Consider the following 20,581-nt stretch of genomic DNA (forward strand, 5'->3'; position numbering starts at 1 on the left):
CCGGAAACTGGCGGCCCAGGAACCGGGGAATATCGAGTTTCAGACGGATCTCATTGTCAGTCTTGTGCGCTTGGCGTTCGCCGGGGAACGACCCGAGAAGCATTATTCCGAAGCACTGGCGATCCTATCGGATTTAAATGCGCGCGGCCTTTTAAGCGCGGATCAAAGCACTTGGGTTCCTGCGGTCACGGCGAAACTGGCTGAATTCTATGGCAGCCAAGCCTACGAGGCGCTTTTCGATAAAGATTTTACCGGTGCCGAGCAGCGCGCAAACGCGGGGTTAGGGCTCGATGCCCGTCTCGATTGGATCAAGAGCAACCTTGCTCACGCCCTGATGTTTCAAAACCGGATTGCCGAAGCGGATGCGATTTATCTCGGCCTAAGGGGGACGGCGGTTCAGGGCAAGCCCTGGGAGCAACTCATTGAAGAGGATTTTAAGGCTCTGCGCGACAAAAATATCCAGCATCCCCATATGGCAGAGATCGAAGCGGCCTTTCGCAAGCGGCGGTAATACGGTCGCTGACCCGAACCGCCCAACCCGTGCGCCTAGGCTTTGGGGCGCTCCTCCTTCAGCCACAGCGCCTGCCAACTCTTGGTTTCGGCCGCGATTATGGCTTCGGCGGCAGCGGCGATTTCCGCAGCACCCGCCTCGGGGGATTGGGTTGCCTTTAAATGGGCGAGCCGCCGGGCTGTGATCCGGTAACTAATTATCAGCGCGTCATAGCGTGCCGCTTGGCCGTGGGCGAGAACCGTTCCGGCCACCGTCGTGATAACGGCGGTCAAGGCCGCCAGATCGAAGCCGCCTTTCGCCGTAGTCGCAGCGACGGCTGTAATAACGGCAGCGGCCCCCGCCAAAAGAAATTCAGCACGATGTAAAAGCCGTGACGGCAAGGTCAGGCGGTCGGCGGTCTTGCGATAAAAGGCAATCTGCTCATCTACCCGCGATGTCATGTATGCTGCCGCATCGAGAAAGCCGCGCGGACACGTGCCGGTTCCCTGCGCTTTCTGCTCCTGAAGCGCGAGGCCTTCGGTTGTGATTTCGACCGCTTCGATGCGGTCGGCAAGAAGCTGATCCCGCGTGCTGCTCTCACTATAAGGGTCGGCCCCGGTTGCATAGAGGAAGGCTTCGCGTTTTAACGCCTCGGAGGCCATGCGCGCGGTCACATGCTGCGCGACCGCGTCCTGCCCCAACATGCGGGCGGTCAAGAAAGTTCCCAGCGCCAGCATACCGGTTGCCGTCCAAGTCAAACCGGCGCGGCCGGCATCGCTCGGCAAGCCCCCCGCAACCGCTGCCAGTGCGGCCCCTGTGATCGACAGCCCAAAGCAGGTGAGACGTATGCTCTCTAACCGCCGTTTCAAATGATTGCCCGTTGCCGAGAGTTCGGCTTGGCGCTCGGCTAGCCGATCCAAAAGGGGAATAATGCTATTCGTCATTGTGAACGGGCCCACCGACCGTAGGGTTGAATGAGATAAGAGGCGTCGATCTGCATCAGAGGGTCACGTGATCGTTAACCGAACCCGCCCGCGATTATTCCCGTAAAAGCCCCAAGCATCATTGGCGTAGGCATAGAAATATCCCGACTCGAGCGGGGTATAGGTCACGGGGCCGCTTCCGATGCGAAAACTCTCGTGCGGGATGATCTTCTCTTTCTCCACCCTGCCATTGCCAATCGCGCCGACCAAATAGAACCAGGGCCAATCGTGATGGCGGCGCGAAAAGCGGAAATCGGCGTTTTCGTTGCCGGTGAGGCGTTTCAGGAGGGGTTCGATCCGATCCCCCAAACCGCCTACGCCCTGAAAAAACCGCCCCCAGGTTAAGCGCCGGTCGAGCGGCCCATCAGGGGAGCAACGCATCTCGGCGTCCAGCCACTCGCCTTCGGCGCTGAACGTATAAGGCTGACCGGCGGTGAGATAGACGCCGGTATCGTTCCACGGTTGATTGGCATAAATCTCGAGCGTTAGCGGGCTGCCCGGCGTGAAGGGCGCTGTCGGTCGATAGGGAGCCTGGGTTATCGGTGGTGCCGCCCTGCGTTGCGCCACCGAAGGGTGCAGATCAGGGCTGCCAACCACGGGCACGGCGCGTGGCATCGTGGGGAGAGCCGAGAAAATCCCCTGGTCTGAACGGTGCTGAACATCCGACGGGTTGGGATGGATTTGCGCGGTGAAATGGGGATCGAAGGCCAAGCCTGCTGCACTCGCCTCCTGGATCATCCACTCTAGGGGGCCATCGGACAGGCCGGTTTCCTTATAGCCGCCGCCAACATCGGCGTGGCTGCCGGGGAACCAAATTTGTTTGACGTCCCGCCCCTCAAACTTGGTCCAGAGGGTTGGCTGGAAGCTTTGTCGCCGCTCGTCCATCGCAACCGCGTGGCGGGCGGTGCGGACATTTTTGCCCAAGTCCGTATCGTGAAAATCATGGTCGCGCGGATTATCGAAAATATTGGCGACGGCCAGTTCGTCCGGCACGCCCAGGGCCCCGACCGTATCCCAAACGCCGATAAACCGGATGGGAAGGACCACCTGCCCCTCGGGAAGGGGTAAGAATGTCCACCCCGACTGCGCCGCCCATCCGTCGCGTTTTTTCCGGTATCCCTGATCGAAGGCTTCGCCAATGCGGCGCCAGATTTCGCGATCCGCCAGCCCCGTGAGGTCCAGCAGCCCGCAGCGGCCCACGAAACCGCCGAGGCTGCGCACGGTATAGGCCCCCCGGCTGAACCCGAATAAAAAGATATCCGTGCCAGGGGTATAGTGATCACAGAGCGTTCGGTAGGCGCTCATAATATTTTGATCGAGCCCAAGGCCGAGCGCGCCGCCCCAAACCCGCCGGACCAATCCCGCATTCGTGCCAACGCCGGGATGGTAATGGCTTTTCTGGGGGACCCCTGCCCCATCACTGGCGGCCACGGAATTATGCAGCCGAACTACATTGGTGGGTGATGGCACGCCGCGATCTTCCATATCGGGCGTATTCCAGGTGCCATCACAACAAATAATCAGGCGCTGGGAGGGGCTCATGATCTTAGTCTCCGGCAAGAGGGGTGCGGGCGGGCTAAAGTTTCCAGTCTTTCAAATCTTTTGCGGCTCTTGCTTCGAGTTTGCTGAGCAGCGCCTTGGTTCCAAAGCCTCTGGCCAGGGCAATGAGCAGATCACTGAACCAGAAGTTCAGCGCGCCACCGGCGGTATGCGTAATAATCTTGTTCACGCGCTGATCGAGGGTGTCCGAGATCGACTTCGCCGTCAGTTTATTCGCGGGCCAGTCAACCGTCTGATCCGGCGTCGCCACCTCGTCTATCAGCGGAATGATCGGCAGATAGCCATCCTTGGCCTTTCTCTTGAAGCGGACCTTCTGCGCCTCGGTCCAGCGTCCGTGCTGGAACAGCGGATTGCCCGCGTGCAGCACGAATTCCTCTTCTAGGAATTTCAGGCAGTTGGCGCGGCCCAACCAATAATCATGGTTGCGGAAATCGCGGTTGAAAAATCCGATGAACCCCGCAAGCCCGCCGCTCGCCAAGGCTTTTTCGCCCGTGATGTCACGCCGGACGGGGCTAACCAGAAAGCGGCTAAAGACATTCGGATCGGCCATCAACAGCAGGTCGCTGCTGGCAAAGCGGCTGTGCTGCATAAACCCGTCGAGGGTGGTACGGCCTTGATCGAGCGCATTCCCGGCCTGCGTTTCGCCCAAAGGCACGACGTCGGCCAGCGGATCGACCAGAATCACAGCGCGGTCCGATTTATCCCCGTCGCGCGGGTTGCGCCCGGTTAGGCCGGATAAATAGGTGCGCGCAAGTTCAATCGGTTCGTTATTGAACATGCCGCCATCGACCGCATTGAAGGAATAGTCTTTGGCCTCCGGGGTCGTCCATTGCGGGCACAGCGGCAACGCGCGGGCGCGGCCTTCCTCGCCGGGAACGACGACGGCGCGATAATCGTAATGGGCGCGCGGGCGGGTCAGCGAATAGGGCGGCAAAACCAAGGGAAAGGCGCCCCCGGCTGCGGCATAGGTGGCGAGCGTATTCCATTCCGTGCCCGCCGCTTCGAAGAATTCGTCGGGGCGCGTATAGGCGTCCAGCTTCGGGGCGCCGTGCCCAGAAATATCGCAGGCAAAGCGGGCATAATCGGCCTGGGCGCGGGCGCTGAAGGATTTACCGCCCTCGAAGGGAATGGCATAGGGCACGCCGGTCAGATTGCCCAAGGTGACAATTACCCGAAACGGATTATCGACATAGGGCCGCTGATACCACCCGTGGGGCAACGGCAGCGGCGCGCGCGGCAATGCCGCTGCCGCCGCCGTCGCGGCCTTAATCGGGGCACCGTTCAACAGGGATTTAGGGGTTTGATTGGGCTGCAGGTCCGAGAGATCGACCATGCCCCTGATATCCAGCCGGTTGACCCAGGTGTCATAGAGCAGATGCGCCTTGCCCACATCCTCGGTCGAGCCGGGCCGGACCGGCTCGATCCCATGGGCCAACATCCGCGCCAACAGTGCCGCACTTACCCCGCCCCCCGACGCCCCAGTGGCGACGCGCAGCCGCACCTCGTGCTGGGGAACATCCTCTCCCTTGGTCTTCGCGCCATACCAAGCATCCAGCGCCTCGATCAGCTTATCGAGAAACCCCGCCGTATAGGCGCCGGTGGAGGCAGTTCCCGCCAGCACCAAGGCAACCTGAAACCAGCCATCCAGCGGCGCCTGGACGGAACTATTCAACACAGCAGTGACTTGATCGGCGGACGGCTGGGTCATGGCGGGTCTCCGGGGAGAGGAAGATCGAGGAGGCGGGCGGTGTTCGTCAGGGCGTTCTGAACGTCGGCTTGTGGGATCGTGGGGATAAGGTGGAGAGTGGGGGCGAGCAGCGCGCGGGCGGCGGGAAGGTCGCCGAGGTCGGCGACGGTGCGCGCAAGGTTGGCGATGCAAATCAGTACTCGAGGATGTTCTTCATTTAAACTCTTCCGCAGAGACGACAGTCCTTCTTCGAGGAGTGCCCGCGCGGCGGAGTGATCACCTTGAGCGCAAAGAATTGCCGCTAAATTATTCATGCTTGTAAGTGTGTCAGGATGAGCCGGTCCTAGACGACGGCGGCGAGTTTCAAGCGCCCCTTCTTGAAGCGCTCGCGCCTTGGACAGGTGGCCCTGGTCGGCGAGTGTCCCTGCTAGATTGTTTTGGCTTGTGAGTGTAGCCGGGTGCTCCGGCCCTAGGGTGCGACTGCGCACCTCGAAGACCTGTTCTTGAAGAGTACAGGCGCCCGCCAAATCGTCTAAGGCGCCGAGTACTCCCGCTAAATTATTCATACTGATGAGCGTGTCGGGATGCTCCTCACCCAGGCGAGAACGGCGAAGTTGCAACACGCTCTCATGTATTTTTCGCGCTTCATTCAGTTTATTCTGCGCAAAAAAAGTATTTGCTAGATTATTCATCACAGTTAGAGTGTTAGGGTGTTTCGATCCAAATTTTTTCTGAAAAAGTTCTAGTGCTTTTTCATAAAGCTTCTGAGCCCTTGTGAGATCGTTCTGCGCACGGAGAATCCCCGCCAGATTATTTATAGTTATGAGCGTGTCGGGGTGAGCCGGGCCTAGAGTGCGTTGTTGAACCTCAAGTACCTGTTCTTGCAGCACCAGCGCCTTCGGCAAATCCCCACTTTTCCACAATGTCTGCGCCAGGTTATTCATACTTGCAAGCGTATAGGAGTGTTCTTGACCATGAATGCGAAGGAAAGAAATTACTACTTCCTCCTGCAATGACTGTGCGGCCAGTAGATTTCCTTGGGCGGAGAGAGTAACTGCAAGATTATTCATAGAGGTGAGTGTATCGGGATGTTCCGGTCCCAATTTGCACCGGTCTACTTGTAAAGCGTATTCCTGTAGGGCCCTTGCGCCCGCTAAGGCACCGACAAGATGCAATGCTTGCCCTGTTACCGAGCCTAACCCTGCTTCCCGTTGTGCCAATCCTGCCTCCGCCCGCTTTATCGCATGCGGTAGCAGCCAACCGCTGACGGGGTTACTCCGATGGTGGCCGGCATTTGCGTCAATCGCCTGCATATCCGCCAGCAGGGCCGAATCAATCGCCTCCAGCCACCCCGCCACGGGCGCGGCGTCGGTGAATCCGGGCAGCAGGGTTACCACTTCAGCCAGCAGAGGATGCAAACTGAGGACCGGCACCGCTTCTCCCCCTGGGAAGGCCGCGCGCGTGTCGCGGTCGATCAGGCCCAGGCTGTAGAGTGGACGCTGGGCGGCGGCGAGGCCTGCTTCTCCCAGGGCTTGCTGCAAGAGTTTGACTGGCACGGGTGCGGCGGCGAGATGGGGCAGCAGCCCGAGCAGGGTGCGGCTGGTGCCGGGCGGTCCTTGCGTCGGTAGGCGGTCCAGAGTCGTCCGCAGGGTGGCCAGCACGGGGCGAAACGTGTCCTCATCGGCCTCAAACTTTTCCATCAGGCTTTCCAGCCCGGCAACCGGCGTTCCTTTTACCTGCGCCAGCAGGGTTTCCGGCGTGATCCCGTCAGCCAGCGCATGCCCAAGCAAGGTCAACGATAGCGCGTGGCCGTGGACATGCTGAATCAGCGGCTCCAGCCGATCCGCCGGATAGATCGGCCCCTCCTGCGCTTCCGCAATCCGCTTGAGCAAGCGCAGCGCATCGGCGGGGCGCATCCGGTCGAGCGGATAGGCGGCGATTCCCGGCAGCCGGGCGCGGGCGGTAAAGAGCGTCGTCCCCTCCCCGCTTGGTGCGCGCAGGGCGGCAATCTGCGCTTCGTTCGCCCGGCTGGGCACATTATCCACCAGCCAGAGATAGGCCCCCTTGCCGTTGAAATAGTGAAACAAGGCGCCGCGAACCTCATCGCGCGCGCCGGTCCCCGTGGGCAGGTTGCGGCGTTGGGCGGCGCGCAATAGGGCCGTATCGATCTCCCGGTCAATATCGGCTTCGCTGACGGTATCGCCCGGCAAATTGAGGCGCAGCAAACCGCCCGGGTAACAAACAGCGAAGCGGCGCGCATATTCCTGCGCCAACTGGGTTTTGCCCTGGCCGCCGAGGCCGGAGACCAGCGCCTGCGCCGCCCCCTGCCCTTCTACCCCCGGCGCGTCGGCCCAAAGCTGGGCGTGGAGTTCCAACAGTTCCCGCGCCCGCCCAACGAAACGCGGGTCGGCGGCTTCATCACTGCGGGCGACGCGCAGGCCCATCGCCCCAAAACTCTGCACCTTGTCGTGCGCGGCGATATGGGCGCACAATTGGTCCGCCAGCGTGTCCAACGCCGCATCGCTGGGATCGGCGGGCAGGATCGGCAGTTTCACTGCCTTCAGCCGCCCCAAGGCCGCGTCGGACAGAATCGCCTCCGGCCCTACAACCAGAATTTGCCCTACCGCCGCCTGGGGCTGGGCCGAAGCGAGGGCGGTGATGAGTTCGAACTGACAGGCGACCGACGCGCCAAACTCCCCGAACCACCAGGCCAAGAAAAATGCGCTGGACCGCAGCCCGTCGAGAACCTTCTCAGACAGCGGCTCCAGCGGTTCGATTTCGCGCTCATCCAGCCAGACGCGAAGATCGGGCCTTTCCAACCGGGCCTTCAAACGCCGAATAGTGGGCTTTTCGGCAGAATGGTGGCTGAGGAAGATCTGCCGCGAGGTCATAACGCCCCCGCTTTAGGCTTGCGATTCGCGGGTGATATCGACGTTCGAAATCCAGCCCAGCATCGGCTCGGTCGGGATGCCGGACCGGGTCACGATCACATCTTGGCAGTTGGGCACCGCCGCCATCGCCGCCTTCGCATCGGCCAGCGAGCCCGCCTCGCCAACGAAGGCAAGGGTGCGGCTGAGGAAGGCGCTCCACGGGCCGGTGCCGCCCGGTTGGGATTGGTCGATGAGGGCGGAGAGGGGATCGGCCTTCAGGTCAATTGATTTACCCGGAGCCTGATAAACCTGCGCCAGCATCTCGTTCCAAATCGACCGGTGCAGGACGGCGGCGCAACTACCGTCGGCGCGCAAAAACAGCAGGCGATTGATGCGCTGCTGCTGCGGTGTGAGCGTCTCGAACCCCGCCACAACCTGTGCGCACATTAGATCGCCCAAAACCCCGCTCGGCCCCAGGGTGACGGCAATCACCGAGGCTTTCGGCATCATCACATCGCGCAACTTTCTGCTAGCAAGCCGCGCGCTGACGGCTTTCACCGCATCCAAGGTGCCTTGGGAGGCCGCGAGGTAATTCTCCTTCGAATAGAAAAACGCCAAAATCGTCCCCACCCAGGCCGAGACAACCGGCAGAATGGCGGTGAGCAGCAGCTTGCCGGTATCGAGGAAGTCATTTGGGTTCCCACTGCGGGCCGCCGCCCACAAAAGCCCGGTGACAAGCACTGTCATCAAGCCCGCGGCGATGCTCATTACGGTGATGGCAAGCTTAAACTGCGGGGAATCGGGTTCAGCCATCGACGGATCTCCGGGGAAGAGCGATGGAGGCAGCCCAGGACGCGGCCTGCCGCAATTGGACTTAGTGAATGGCAAGATAACAGCTTAGAGAGGTGTTAGCCTGACTGAAGCGCGTTTTAGGCGAAAGCGCTCTTTAACCCTTTTGCGGTATTCGATAGGCTAATTGGCGAGGTTCCAGGTTCGGATGCAGAATGGCCCAGACGCAGATTTTCCTCAGTCACCGCAGTTCGCAGAAAGCCTTTCTGAAAGCGCGGTTGATCCCGAAGCTGGAGCCGACCTTCAAAGTCTGGCTGGACGAGCGCGAGATTGACCCGCTGGAGCCGATTACCGAGGAAATTCGCCAAGCTATCGCCGAAAGTCACCTGTTCTTGGCTTGGTGGTTCGACGGCTATGAAGAGTCCGAACCCTGCCACTTCGAACTGATCACTGCCCTCGCCCACTGCCGGGCGGAAGGGGAGCATAGCTACCAGCAGCGGGTGTTTTTCGCTGGCCCAGATGCGGCGCGCAACTATGCCGAGGCAGGGATTTTTAAGGGGTTGCTCGCCGCGCCCCTCTCGACCGAGCCGACCGAGGCGGAGCTTGACACCCTCGTGAACGCCCTCAAAAGCCGCGCCGGGGATGCCCTCCAGCCCTTCGGCGCGACCAAGCTGGATAAAGCGAACCGCGAGGCCATCGCGCCGAATACCAACTTCGTCGGTCGCGCTAAGGAGCTGCTGCAGCTTTTTGGGCGGATGCACGCCGGGCGCGCTGGAACCGAGGGGGGCGGCGATGCCGTAACCCTCGTGTCGGGCATGGGCGGCGAAGGCAAGACGGAACTCGCCAAGGAATTCGCCCGGCGCTTCAGGGCGTGGTATCCGGGCGGCGTCTATCGCATCAATCTGCCCGGGGATGCGGGCGATTGGGCGGCCAGCGGTGCGGCGCTCGATCAAGCCCTCGCCGATATTGCCGATGATTTCGGCATTCTCCGCCCGGAAAATGCCACGCGCCGCTTTGTGCGCGGGCGGATCGGCGAGAAGCTGACGACGCCCTACCTCTGGCTGCTCGATGATATTCGCGGCGGCGTTTCAGTGGAAGATTTGGCGGATTTTCTGCCGCCCAACGGTCACGGAACCTGCCTCTTGACCAGCCGCGCCAAGGTCTCCGGCATGCCGGAGTTTGACTTGGAGCGTCTATCGCCCAGCGATGGGCTGCGGCTGCTAAAACGGCTTAGCCCGACATTGGCCGACGATATGGCGGCAAAACTTGTTGATCATGTCGATGGCCACGCCCTCGCGCTCAACCTGATCGGGCGCGGCGTTCACAGCGGGACGGACCCTGCGGCCTTCCTCAGCAAAACCGGGGCGGCGCTCGCCCCGCTGGAACAAGTGGCCGCGCGCTTAAAGCTCGGCGGGGCCAAGGTGCGGCCCGTTCTGGCAACGCTGCTCACCAGCCTTAGCCTGATTCCCGCCGATCATTTTGCCCGTCCCCTGCTGGGCTTGCTGGCGCGACTGGCGTCCGCGCCGGTGCCCGTCGCGTTTCTTCAGCGGTTTATCGGACCAGATAGGCTGGTTCCGGCACTAGAATGGCTCACAACGCAGGGGTTGTTGCGTGAAACGCTTGCGGGCGGGCTAGATTGCCGCCGCCTGCATCCCCTGATGGCCGAGGTGGTGCGTGAATTGCCCGAGGCGTTTGGGGCCGCGGAAAGCCTGAGCGAGGGGCTGACGGCGCTGGATGGGGTTTTGCGCGCGGAGTTGCAGGCAATTATCGACGATGCGGGGCATTTCCGCCGCAACGCTCTCGCAACCATGCTAATGCCGCACGCACGCCACCGGGCGGCGGTGGAACTGGAGGAGGCGCGGCCCGATTTCGCCGCTGATCTCGGATCTGCCCTCTACGCCCTTGGCGACCTGCCCGGCGCACGGGCGCTGGAGGAGCACGTTCTCGACATCCGCCGCCGCTTTCTGGGGCCAGAGCATCCCGACACGCTCACCGGTATGAATAATCTGGCGGAAACCCTCCGCGCTCAGGGCGACCTGCCCGGCGCGCGGGCGTTGCAGGAGCAGGTGCTAGACGCCCACCGCCGCGCCCTAGGGCCGGAGCATCCCCACACGCTTATCAGTATGAACAATCTGGCGGAAACCTCTCGTGCCCAGGGCGATCTGCCCAGCGCTCGGGCGTTGCAGGAGCAGGTGCTAGACGCCCGCCGCCGCCTTCTGGGGCCGGAGCATCCCCACACGCTCAACAGTATGAATAATCTGGCGGGCATCCTCTCCGATCAGGGCGACCTGCCCGGCGCGCGGGCGCTGGAGGAGCGGGTAGTGGAGATCCGCCGTCGTATCCTCGGGCCGGAGCATCCCGACACGCTCACCAGTCTGAGTAATCTGGCAGGCACGCTCCACGCTCAGGGCGATTTCTCCGGCGCGCGAGCGCTGCAGGAGCAGGTGTTGGAAGCGTACCATCACACTCTAGGGCCGGAGCATCCCGACACGCTTACGAGTCTGAGCAATCTTGCGGGCACTCACCAGTCGCAGGGCGACCTGTCCGGCGCGCGGGTACTACAGGAGCAGGTGCTGGAGGCCCGCCGCCGCCTTCTGGGGCCGGAGCATCCCGACACGCTCATCAGCATGGGCAATCTGGCGAGCACGCTCTCCGCTCAGGGCGACCTGCCCGGCGCGCGGGCGCTGCAGGAGCAGGTTCTCGAGATCCACCGCCGCACCCTGGGGCCGGAGCATCCCGACACGATCACCAGTCTGAATAATCTGGCGGCGAACCTATATCATCAGGGCGACCTGCCCGGCGCGCGGGCGCTGCAGGAACAGGTGCTAGAAGCCCGACGCCGCCTTCTGGGGCCGGAGCATCCCGCCACGCTCGGCAGTATCAACAATCTGGCGGTCACGCTCCTCAACCTTGGCAAAACCGCCGAGGCGCGCGAGCTGCTGCGGCCCATCCTGCCGCTGCTACCGACCCTCGCCCATGCCCAGGCGCGCACCGCCCTCACCGACTTCGCCCGTCACCTCAAGCTGCTCCCGCCGGAGGCCCCGTGATTCGTTCGTCGCCGTTGATGCTGCATTTTATCGTCTCCGACCATCCGTTTGCCCGGCGGGCGATGGCGGATTTGCGGAAGCGCTTAGCGTGGGAGCAGGAGCCGTTTGCCGTGCGGGTGTGGGGGCCGGGGGCGCAGGTGGGGGCGGTTACGGCGGCGCTGAAGGGGCCGGACACGCGGCATGGTGTGATCTTTCTGGTCGATGCGGCGCTGTTCCCCTTGCTCTATGCCCCCCCGCCCTGGCTGGTGCCCCTGCTGCAAGCGAACCGGACCCAGCTTATCGTGCCGCTGGAGGTTCCGAAAGCCGTGCTGCCGCGCGATTTAGCCGCCGTGCAGCAGGTGGGCTGGGATGCGCCCTGGCTCGATGCCCTGCATAAGAATAGCCATGGGCCGAACGACCGAGAGCCGCCTGCCACCCATACCGAAGTGCGGGTGCTGAATGCGCTGCTCGATGCCCTCCTCGGCCCGCGCGCGCCGGAGCGCTGGTTCGTCAGCCACGCCAAGGCCGATGGCGACGCCTTTGCGGTAACCGTGCAGCATAAGCTGGCCGATTATGGGCTGGCGGCGTTTTACGACGCCGCCGCGATCAAAGCCGGGGAGGATTGGGCCACCTCCCTGCGCCAGAACGCCGGGCGGGGCATGCTGATCGTGCTGCAGTCGGACGCCTACGCCAGCCGCCCCTGGTGCCAGACGGAGATGCTGACCGCGAAACGCCAGGATTTGCCGATCATCGTCGGGCTGATGCACCGCCGGGGCGAAAGCCGCAGCTTTCCCCATAGTGGCAATCTGCGCACCGTCGCGCTGCCGCCATCCCCCGGCGCGGCGGACCACGCGGCCCTGATTCTGATTGCGGCGGCCTTGCGCGAAACCCTGAGTCTTGCCTGCTGGCGCGGCAGCCTCGACCCCGCCCAGACGGCAGGCTATACAATCCTGTCGCGCCCGCCCGAACCGGCGCGGCTGGTGGGGGGCGAAGCGCTTTCGCTGGCCTATCTCTACCCCGACCCGCCCCTGGGGGCCGACGAATTGGCCATCGTGCAGGCGGTTGCCCCAAACGCCTGCTTCAAAACCCCGCAGGAGCTTCTGTGATGCCCCGCCCCCGGATGCAGCTTTCGATTTCGGAAAGCCCCGATCTAGCCCCCTTGGGGTTAACGGAAGCCCATGTGCGCGCGGCGCTGCTGGATATCGCCCGGCTGCTGCTGCGGCGCGGCTATGACCTCGTTTATGGCGGCGATTTGCGCCGGTATGGGTATACCGAGGACTTGGCAGCACTGGTGCGGCGCCAGCAGGAGTTTCCGCAGGATAAAGAGGCGCGGCTGATCTGGCCGGTCGTCCCGGGGGCGAATGCCTCCGCCGATGAGGCGCAGCACTTTGTGATGGCATGGTACGGCGAGGTGACGTTGGAGCCTGTCCCGCCCCCGGCCTCGGGCCTCGACAAAGCCGCTCTCCTCACCCACCTGCGCCAGCATATGGCGGAGACAACCGCCGGGCTGGTTGCCATCGGCGGCCAAACCAGCGGTTTCAGCGGCCCCCGCCCCGGCGTGGTGGAGGAAATCAGCTTGCAGGCCGCAGCGAAACGCGCGGTCTACCTCATCCCCAGCTTCGGCGGGGCCACGGCAGCGGCCGCCGCTGCTTTGGGGGTGAATCTGCCCGAGTATCTAACGCCGTCGCTGCGCTTAGACCCGATGGGCACGCTACCGGCGCACCTCCAGAGCTTTGCCGAACAAGCCGCCCAAACCCCCGAACCTGCGGGGCTGGTAGCGCTGTTGGCGGGGGCGCTTAAGGGGTAGGGGTGGTCCTCCCTCGCCGGGCGTCGAGGATCGCTTGCCAGAGCGCCCGCGCCCCGGCAGCGTCCCCCAAGGCTTTCCGAACGAGCGCTAGTTTGGCCATTCTATCGAGCGTGTTGGGATGCCCTGGCCCCAGGGTGCGGCTCAGGGTGGCGACCACCTGCTCCATTAGCGCCCGCGCGCCGGGCAAGTCGCCTTGGGCGCGGACGGTTTCCGCCAGATCATTCATGCTTCTAAGTGTCTTGGGATGTTCCGGCCCTAGTGTGCGACAGCGGACTTCCAGAACACTCTTTTGCAGCGCCCGTGCTCCGGGGAGGTCTTCCTGAGCCTGGAGAGTGCCCGCCAAATTGTTCAGACTGTTTAGCGTATGGGGATGTTCCGACCCCAGGGTGCGGCGGCGGGCCTCTACCACCTGCTCTTGCAGCGTCCGCGCACCGGGCAAGTCGCCCAGGGTCTGGAGAGTGCCCGCAAGATTGTCCAGACTGGTGAGCGTGTCGGGATGCTCCGGCCCCAGAAGGCGGCGACGGATTTCCAGCACCTGCTCCTGTAGCACCTGTGCGACGGTAAGGTCGTCCTGAGCTTTGAAAGTGAGAGCCAAATTGCTCATGCTGCTCAGCGTGTCGGGATGCTCCGGCCCCAGAATGCGGCGGCGGGCTTCCAGCGCCTGCTCTAGCAGCGCCCGCGCGCCGGGCAGGTCGCCCAGAGCGCGAAGGGTTTCCGCCAGATTATTCATACTGGTGAGCGTGTTTGGATGCTCCGGTGGCAGGGTGCGCTGATGGATTTCCAAAACCTGCTCCTGTAATACCTGCGCGGTGGGTAGGTCGTCCAGGTCGTGGAGGATGCTCGCCAGATTACCCATGCTGATGAGCGTTTTGGGATCCTCCGGGCCCAGTATGCGGCGGTGAGCCTCCAGCACTTGCTCCTGCAGCGCCCGCGCGCCGTGTAGGTCGCCCTGGTCTTGGAGGGTGCCCGCCAGATTACCCATGCTGATGAGCGTTTCGAGATGCTCAGGCCCTAGCAGGCGGCGGAAGGCTTCCAGCGCCTGCTCCAGCAACGCCCGCGCGCCGGGCAGGTCGCCCTGAGCGCGGAGCGTGCTCGCCAGATCATTCATGCTGCTGAGCGTGTCGGGATGCTCCGGCACCAGGGTGCGGCGCCGGGCCTCCAGAACTTGCACTTCCAGTGCCTTTGCGCTGGGAAGGTCGCCGATCCAGTGGAGCGCCGACCCGACCCAACTCCCTAGCGTGGTTTCACCCCGTGCCAGTCCAACTTCCGCCCGCTGCCTCGCGTGGGGAAGCAGCCAACCGCTGAGCGGGTCGCGGCGATAATGACCGGCGTCTTTGTCAATAGCCTGCACATCGGCCAGCAAGGCGAAAACAATTGCACCAAGCCACTCTGCCACCTGCGGGGCATCGCCGAAGCCCGGCTCCGCAAGGGCCAAATCGGCGAGCAGCGGGTGGAGGCGGACAAGTTCGATCGCCTCGGCGGGGGTGCCGGAGGGTTCGACCGAAAAATCCAACAAGCCGCCCAGCTCGACCGCATCGCGGGCATCGGCCATTGCAGCGGTGCCGAGGGTGTCGCAGAGAAAGCGCCAAGGCACAGGGGCGCGGGCGAGGTGGGCGAGCAGACCGAGAAGTGCCCGCGCCTCCCCGCCTTCCTCAAGAAGATGAAAACTGCTGACCAAGGTTGCATAGACACCCTTGGTTAGATCGGCCCGGCGCAGGGCGGCCTGCGTGGCGAAGGCTTCCAACCCTTCTAGCGGGGCCTGTTCCAGCGTCGTCAATATCTCCGCTGCATCGCCTGTGGCTTTCAGACGAAACGCCAAAAGCCGCAGGGACAGCGCGTGCCCCTCGACGGTATCGATCAAGCGCTGTAGGTCGGCCGCAGAGCCTCGATCCCCGGCGATCGTCCGGATCAGACGCTGCGCATCGGCATCGTTAAGGCGCTTCAGCCGAAACGCCCCGACCGTCGGTAATTCATAGCGGCTGGTGAAGAGCGTTGCCGCCTGGTCGGTGGGGGCGCGAAGAAGTTGAACCTGCTCAGCGGTGATAAACTCCGGCACATCATCCACCCGCCATAGGTAGGGCGGCGCTGTTTGAAGCGCGCGCGCCAGCGCCCCGCGCAGCGCCGCCGTAGTGGCGTTGGGATCAGGGGTTAGGCCGAGGGTTTCCGCCTGGGTGCGCAGCAGGCTGTTGATCCGCCCATCGAAGCCCGCTTCCGTCTCCCCGTCGCCTTGTAGGTTGAGCCGAAAGGTGCCGCGCGGGTAGCTGCGGGCAAAGCGGCGGGCATATTCATCGGCCAGCGCCGTCTTGCCCTGACCGCCCAGCCCGGCGACCAACGCCTGCGCGCTACCGGTGCCCTCTACGCCCGCCGCATCGGGCCAAAGGGCGGCGTGAAGCTCCAGCAACTCCCGCGCGCGCCCAACGAAATCCGGGTTCGACGGCTCGGTTGGCCGGGCCGGATCGGCGTCGGTCAGTCGAAAGAACGTCGTTTCGAGCGGCTGGAGTTTTGCGGCGAGCTTTGCCGCGAGCGCCGCAATCTCCGTTGCGGTCGGTGGGGAGTGCGGGATGATTGCAGCCCGCTCGGCCTTCAATCGGCCTAGAATCGGGTCTTTCAGCACCCCCTCCGGCGCGACCGGGAAAATCCGCGCCGGGGTTCCGGGAGCGCGGGCGGCGGCGACCGATGCTAGGGCCGCCGTTAGTTCAAACTGGCACGCGCGCCGAACGTCATACTCGCCATACCACCAGACGAGACAGGCGTGGCACGACCAGAGGCCGTCGAGCACGGCAGGCGCGATTGTGTCGAACGTGCCGACCTTTTCCTGATCGAACCAAACGTCGATGTCGTGCGGTTCGAGCGCAGTGGCAAGCTGCGTCATGACCTGCTTTTGCGAGGATTCATGGCTCAGAAAAAGCCGCCGTCGTTTCATGGTCTCAGCCGCCCCGGTCTCTACAACTTTAGGCAATCACTATTGCATCGCCGGGTGCTTCAGGACATCCGGTTTTTGAGAGTGAGATACCTCCACCGGGTAGGCAGGCCGGCGCCTCTGCCCTGGATGCATTTCACAGTGAACAGTGCCGCCCCAATCCGGTCTATTCCGGTGTCTATTCGGGTGACTAATCCGGTTTAATCCGGTATGTATTCCGGTGCATGAAGACTGAGACGATTCAGATCACGCCGGAAATCTTGGCGTTGATCGCCGAAATTGATGAGTTCAAGGGCGCCTGGCGCGCCCTGGGCACTCTGGCGCCCGAGCGCCTGAATGCCCTGCGCCGGATCGCGACCATCGAGAGCATTGGCTCTTCGACCCGCATTGAGGGCAGTAAGCTGACCGATCACGAGGTCGAGCATCTTCTGGCCGACCTCGACATCAAGCGTTTCTCTAGCCGTGACGAGCAGGAGGTCGTCGGTTATGCCGAGGTGATGGAAACCATCCTTCACGCGTGGGCCGACATTCCCATCACGGAAAACCACATCCGACAATTGCACCGCGACCTTTTGCGCCATAGCGAGAAGGACGAGCGGCATCGGGGCGACTATAAGAGCGTTCGCAACGACGTCGCGGCCTTTGACGCTAGCGGTCGAATGATCGGAATTGTGTTTGAGACGGCCAGCCCCTTCGACACCCCCCGCCGAATGCAGGAGCTTCTGGCGTGGCTGACCGAAGCCCGCGAACTGGCGCGGCTTCACCCGCTGCTGACGATTGCCGTGTTTATCGTCGCCTTTCTGGCAATCCATCCATTTCAGGACGGCAATGGCCGCCTCAGCCGGGTCTTGACGACGCTGCTTATGCTGCAGGCGGGGTACGCCTGGGTGCCCTATTCCTCGCTGGAAAATGTGATCGAGACGAGTAAAGAGGCCTATTATCTGGCCTTGCACCAAACCCAGGGTACCCTTCGCAGTGACAGTCCGGATTGGCAGCCTTGGCTGGTTTTCTTTCTGCGTGCCGTGCAGCAGCAGAAGCGGCGGTTGGCGGCAAAGGTGGAGCGCGAGAAGAATGCCGTCGCGGTTCTGCCGGAACTGGCCGTCAAGATTCTCGATTATGTGCGCGACCACGGGCGCGTCACCACCCGCGACATGGTGCGTGAGGTCGGCGCAAGCCCGAACACGCTCAAAACCCTCTTTGCATCCCTGGTCCAAAAGGGGCTGCTGGTGCGCCACGGGGGCGGGCGCTCGACGTGGTATAGCCTCCCCTAGCGCCTTAAGGGCTGGGTGCATGCCTCGGCGGAGATACCCTTTGGGCCCGAGCGCGGCTCTGGTCCTCGCCGTTAATTAAGCCCGCTTACTTTTGGCCTATGGCAAATTAAGGAAAACGCCGATTGTTTAATGAAGGATCGCAAGCACACGGACCTCGCGGCAGTTGGTCGGCCCCTACTGTGCGTCTGAACGGGCAAGGCTGCAAAGCACTGGCTGTAGGCGGGAACGGTGACTGTCTTATAACTTGCATTATGTGGGGTTTTGTTAAAAAGTGTTCTTTATGGGGCCGCGCCTATTTATTCATGGTCTGACGCCGCCAAAAGCCGACAGCGTCGGCCAGGGCGTTTGTTGCCTCCGGATCGGCCCAGCGATCCCAAAAATCAATAGTACCACTCAGCGGCTCGTTTTTGGGCTGGGCAATGCGAATCCGGGTTGGAAGCAAGATCGCATCTCCAACTACCAGCGCCTCGCCGGTGTCGAGAACAGGAAGAAGGTCGCCAAAGCCACCCAGGCTGTCCGGCAGCAAGCGCCGAACTACTGCCTGGTCATCACCATTGGTCAAACGCATGGCGATCAGGTTGCTGCATTGACTGACGACTGTGCGACTGACTTCCGAAGGTCGTTGACTGATGACGACGAGGCCTACACCGTATTTGCGGCCTTCCTTGGCGATCCGCTCGAACGTCGCGATTGCGTTTTCAGCCGCTGCCGAATTGGCCTCTTGCGGTATGTATAGGTGCGCTTCGTCACAAAACAGCGCCAGTGGATGGCGCTGCCCCGGCGGGCTCCATTGTTGCACCGAGAAGGCTAGGCGGCCGACCATGCTAACAATCAGCGGTAAGATATCAGAAGGTACTTCGGAAAAATCGATGATCTTCACGCCGCCGGTGCCGCCTTTGGCCGAACGTCCCGCCAGGAGCGCCCTTACTACATTGTCCAGCCAGTCATAGGTGTCGGCGACTCCATCGGCAGGAAAAAGGAACCCGAGGCGCCGATCACCCTGCTTAGCTTCAAGGCGCTGGATAAGTCGGCTGAGCTTACCGTGGAAATCACCCTGCTTATCACGGCCGCTCGAACCAGCTACAATCTCGACATTCAAGCGATCCAACTCCCCCAGCACACTCTTCATGGCGAAAGGTACGGGGCTGTCGATCGTGAAATTGGCGAGCACATCATCGTGCTTTCCGACTGTCAGGAATGTCTTCTTTGCCTCGACCACAGCGCGCGAAATTACCATCGCCTGATTTGGCGAGTTTTGGTCAGTGCGGTCGACGAGCATTGAGGTTAGAGCCTCGTAGCTCATCAGCCAATAAGGCAGGTGCAGCACTCCGTCGTCTAGACCACGACCGGCTTCGATGTCGCCAGGACCGGCGACGCGGAAGTGGTGAAAGCCATCTCCTGCCATCGAAGCGTACTCGCCGTGCATGTCCAGCACGATGGCATTGGCCGCGCCCAAGTCGGCGATCTGCTCGAGCATTCGCGCCGTCGTCCATGACTTACCCGATCCAGTGCTGCCGACCACGACGGCGTGTCGTTGGAAGAGCTTGTTGCCATTGACGAAAGCCTCTGCGTTCTCGTCGAGCGTATAGCTGCCCAGTGACAGGCGCTGGCCCGCGCCAGTCACTGCGGAGATGACTCCCATGAAGCGGGTCAGACGTTCGCCTTCCAAGGCAAAGCAGCGCGCATCGATTTCTGGCACCGTCTCCAGCGTGCGCCGAAAAACGTTAGGCCGCTCGCCGACCAGATCAAGCAACGTCCCAATCAGGGCGATCCGCACCAGATTAAGCTCTGGATAGGCCTGCTCGCCCTGGTCGACGTCACCGATTTTGGCGTCCTCGACGGCTGTACGGGTGATTTTCTGGATCACGCCAATCAGGCGCTGGCCTGCCATGCTGCTCTGCAGAGCCACCAACCGATTGACCTGCAAACCACGCAGGGACTCGACGTCATCGATGCGGACGACCACGGTGGTCGTGTCGACCGATTGCACACGGCCCAAGGCGTCGTCGTCAGTAAAATCGAGAATGCTCATGGCTTCACCCCAATCGTCATGTCGAGGAACTTGTCGAGGCTCCAGATCGGCTCGCCTGGGATGTCGAAACCAGCGGGTTGGTCGTGCGTATAGGCCCTTGCGCCGCCGCCCCCCTCTTCGAGAGCCAGATAGCGTCGGCAGCGGCCGCCTTGCAGGAAGGCCTTTGCCGTCGGCGTAAGCTCCTTGGTGATCACGAGAAGCGGAACAGCATCATGCTCGCAGCGCTCGATCATCTTGGTCTGCACATGCACGTCGTTGAAACCGTAACCGACGCAAAAGTAGGCGCGAGCCTCTTCTAGCGCCTTGTCTGCGTAGGCGAAGATGGAGCGGAACGGCTCATCGTGCGCGAGGCGGTACTTGTCGATCCCTGGTGTGATCATCAACGGCGTGAAGCCGGCCGGTGTCTCTCCGGCCGATCGGACACCGACGATCTGGCTCCCGCCCTGGAACCAGTCTAGGGAGCCGTGAACCTTCCAGACGCAGACCGTGCGAGGCTGATCCCTTCGAGCCGCCGCGCCACGGGACCCTTCCTGCCTTTTACGTGTCTGCACATGGCCTTGGGTAAAGCCAGTGAAGGTTGAGTAATCGGCTACGTCCGCTGCGTACTCAGCCAGCCGATCATAATTGGGCGTCACGACATGCACCGTTTGGTGCGTGCTCGTCGAAAGGTGCTTGAAAAGACGCGATAGCGGCAGGCTGCGACGGTCGAGCAAAAGCGCTGTAAGAACCGCAAGATCGGACGGTAGGAGAAAGGATCGTGTCTCCTCAGCTACGAAATTGGTCTGCCGGTCGGTTAGGCGCACGGCTTGGAGCGCGCTTTCCAGATCATGGCCAGCCGTGAGCTGGGCCAAAAAGCGAGTCCATTCAGCCGTTTCGTCTAAGGCCCAAACGTGCGGTGTCACCGAGGCTGCCAGACGCCCGGCCAGAGGCCCCATGCCCGGCACACCGTGGGCGGCTGAAGCACCGCTGCCCAATATGATCACTGGCGTGGTATTGAGCGCCCCTTGCGCGAATTCGCGCGCCACCTCGAAGTCTGTCTTGACCGCCATGTCTCCACCCAAAAGGTCAGATTGTAATTCTATCGCGGAGATGACGTTGGTGTGACTGCTATCTTAACTAGCAATGAACTTTGCAGATCACCTGGAA

13 protein-coding genes are annotated in these 20,581 nt (G+C 62.4%); 5 read left to right on the plus strand and 8 right to left on the minus strand.

All coding sequences use genetic code 11. The features are described from left to right. The coding region (locus tag CHR90_RS19365) for a hypothetical protein (RefSeq protein ID WP_170941241.1) at positions 1 to 511 on the plus strand (511 nt) is incomplete at its 5' end. 35 nt (positions 512 to 546) lie between these two features. Here CHR90_RS19365 and CHR90_RS00880 read toward each other — a convergent pair. The 5 genes from CHR90_RS00880 to CHR90_RS00900 form a co-directional block, all read right to left on the minus strand. Further along, entirely contained in the window at positions 547 to 1,434 is an 888-nt protein-coding gene (locus tag CHR90_RS00880; protein WP_094406777.1) for a DUF4231 domain-containing protein, read from the minus strand. 63 nt (positions 1,435 to 1,497) lie between these two features. Beyond that, complete coding sequence (locus CHR90_RS00885; protein ID WP_094406779.1) at positions 1,498 to 3,015, minus strand: DUF2235 domain-containing protein; 1,518 nt, start codon at positions 3,013 to 3,015, stop codon at positions 1,498 to 1,500. Between the two features lie 34 nt (positions 3,016 to 3,049). Beyond that, positions 3,050 to 4,741, minus strand: coding sequence for a patatin-like phospholipase family protein (locus CHR90_RS00890; RefSeq protein WP_094406781.1), 1,692 nt, complete (start codon positions 4,739 to 4,741; stop codon positions 3,050 to 3,052). After that, complete coding sequence (locus tag CHR90_RS00895; RefSeq protein WP_094406783.1) at positions 4,738 to 7,611, minus strand: tetratricopeptide repeat protein; 2,874 nt, start codon at positions 7,609 to 7,611, stop codon at positions 4,738 to 4,740. Before CHR90_RS00895 ends, CHR90_RS00890 begins: the two co-directional genes overlap by 4 nt. Before the next feature lie 12 nt (positions 7,612 to 7,623). Beyond that, positions 7,624 to 8,403 (minus strand): hypothetical protein, encoded by a 780-nt coding sequence (locus CHR90_RS00900; RefSeq protein WP_094406785.1) that lies wholly within the window; start codon positions 8,401 to 8,403, stop codon positions 7,624 to 7,626. A 191-nt stretch (positions 8,404 to 8,594) separates the two neighbouring features. Here CHR90_RS00900 and CHR90_RS00905 point away from each other — a divergent pair, with 191 nt between their 5' ends. Genes CHR90_RS00905 through CHR90_RS00915 form a run of 3 tightly spaced genes read left to right on the plus strand, consistent with a single transcriptional unit; the run spans position 8,595 to position 13,212 of the window. After that, entirely contained in the window at positions 8,595 to 11,426 is a 2,832-nt protein-coding gene (locus CHR90_RS00905) for a tetratricopeptide repeat protein (protein ID WP_094406787.1), read from the plus strand. Beyond that, on the plus strand, positions 11,423 to 12,511 hold the full coding sequence (locus CHR90_RS00910) for a toll/interleukin-1 receptor domain-containing protein (protein ID WP_141210834.1): 1,089 nt from the start codon (positions 11,423 to 11,425) through the stop codon (positions 12,509 to 12,511). Before CHR90_RS00905 ends, CHR90_RS00910 begins: the two co-directional genes overlap by 4 nt. Further along, positions 12,511 to 13,212 (plus strand): hypothetical protein, encoded by a 702-nt coding sequence (locus CHR90_RS00915; RefSeq protein WP_141210835.1) that lies wholly within the window; start codon positions 12,511 to 12,513, stop codon positions 13,210 to 13,212. Before CHR90_RS00910 ends, CHR90_RS00915 begins: the two co-directional genes overlap by 1 nt. Here the strand turns inward: CHR90_RS00915 and CHR90_RS00920 are convergent. Then, positions 13,202 to 16,135: a toll/interleukin-1 receptor domain-containing protein gene (locus CHR90_RS00920; RefSeq protein ID WP_094406791.1), complete on the minus strand. Its 2,934-nt coding sequence runs from the start codon at positions 16,133 to 16,135 to the stop codon at positions 13,202 to 13,204. The genes CHR90_RS00915 and CHR90_RS00920 overlap by 11 nt on opposite strands. A gap of 221 nt (positions 16,136 to 16,356) precedes the next feature. On the opposite strand from CHR90_RS00920, the gene CHR90_RS00925 reads away from it, so the two are divergent. After that, the gene (locus tag CHR90_RS00925; protein WP_094406793.1) at positions 16,357 to 17,403 is read left to right on the plus strand and encodes a Fic family protein; all 1,047 of its coding nucleotides are present in this window, start codon (positions 16,357 to 16,359) and stop codon (positions 17,401 to 17,403) included. A 292-nt stretch (positions 17,404 to 17,695) separates the two neighbouring features. Here the strand turns inward: CHR90_RS00925 and CHR90_RS00930 are convergent, their stop codons facing one another. Together CHR90_RS00930 and CHR90_RS00935 are read right to left on the minus strand one after the other, a co-directional pair. Then, positions 17,696 to 19,435 carry an ATP-binding protein gene (locus CHR90_RS00930; RefSeq protein WP_094406795.1) on the minus strand — a complete coding sequence of 580 codons (1,740 nt, stop codon included), beginning with the start codon at positions 19,433 to 19,435 and terminating at the stop codon, positions 17,696 to 17,698. After that, positions 19,432 to 20,484 carry an SIR2 family protein gene (locus tag CHR90_RS00935; protein WP_094406797.1) on the minus strand — a complete coding sequence of 351 codons (1,053 nt, stop codon included), beginning with the start codon at positions 20,482 to 20,484 and terminating at the stop codon, positions 19,432 to 19,434. Before CHR90_RS00935 ends, CHR90_RS00930 begins: the two co-directional genes overlap by 4 nt. Positions 20,485 to 20,581 lie beyond the last annotated feature (97 nt).

The sequence above is a fragment of the Elstera cyanobacteriorum genome, from assembly GCF_002251735.1.
GTDB lineage: Bacteria > Pseudomonadota > Alphaproteobacteria > Elsterales > Elsteraceae > Elstera > Elstera cyanobacteriorum.

Coding starts and splice junctions, on each gene's coding strand:
- CHR90_RS00935 (WP_094406797.1), bottom strand. CDS start 20,484: ATGGCGGTCAAGACAGACTTCGAGGTGGCGCGCGAATTCGCGCAAGGG.
- CHR90_RS00925 (WP_094406793.1), top strand. CDS start 16,357: ATGAAGACTGAGACGATTCAGATCACGCCGGAAATCTTGGCGTTGATC.
- CHR90_RS00885 (WP_094406779.1), bottom strand. CDS start 3,015: ATGAGCCCCTCCCAGCGCCTGATTATTTGTTGTGATGGCACCTGGAAT.
- CHR90_RS00920 (WP_094406791.1), bottom strand. CDS start 16,135: ATGAAACGACGGCGGCTTTTTCTGAGCCATGAATCCTCGCAAAAGCAG.
- CHR90_RS00915 (WP_141210835.1), top strand. CDS start 12,511: ATGCCCCGCCCCCGGATGCAGCTTTCGATTTCGGAAAGCCCCGATCTA.
- CHR90_RS00895 (WP_094406783.1), bottom strand. CDS start 7,611: ATGACCTCGCGGCAGATCTTCCTCAGCCACCATTCTGCCGAAAAGCCC.
- CHR90_RS00900 (WP_094406785.1), bottom strand. CDS start 8,403: ATGGCTGAACCCGATTCCCCGCAGTTTAAGCTTGCCATCACCGTAATG.
- CHR90_RS00880 (WP_094406777.1), bottom strand. CDS start 1,434: ATGACGAATAGCATTATTCCCCTTTTGGATCGGCTAGCCGAGCGCCAA.
- CHR90_RS00890 (WP_094406781.1), bottom strand. CDS start 4,741: ATGACCCAGCCGTCCGCCGATCAAGTCACTGCTGTGTTGAATAGTTCC.
- CHR90_RS00930 (WP_094406795.1), bottom strand. CDS start 19,435: ATGAGCATTCTCGATTTTACTGACGACGACGCCTTGGGCCGTGTGCAA.
- CHR90_RS00905 (WP_094406787.1), top strand. CDS start 8,595: ATGGCCCAGACGCAGATTTTCCTCAGTCACCGCAGTTCGCAGAAAGCC.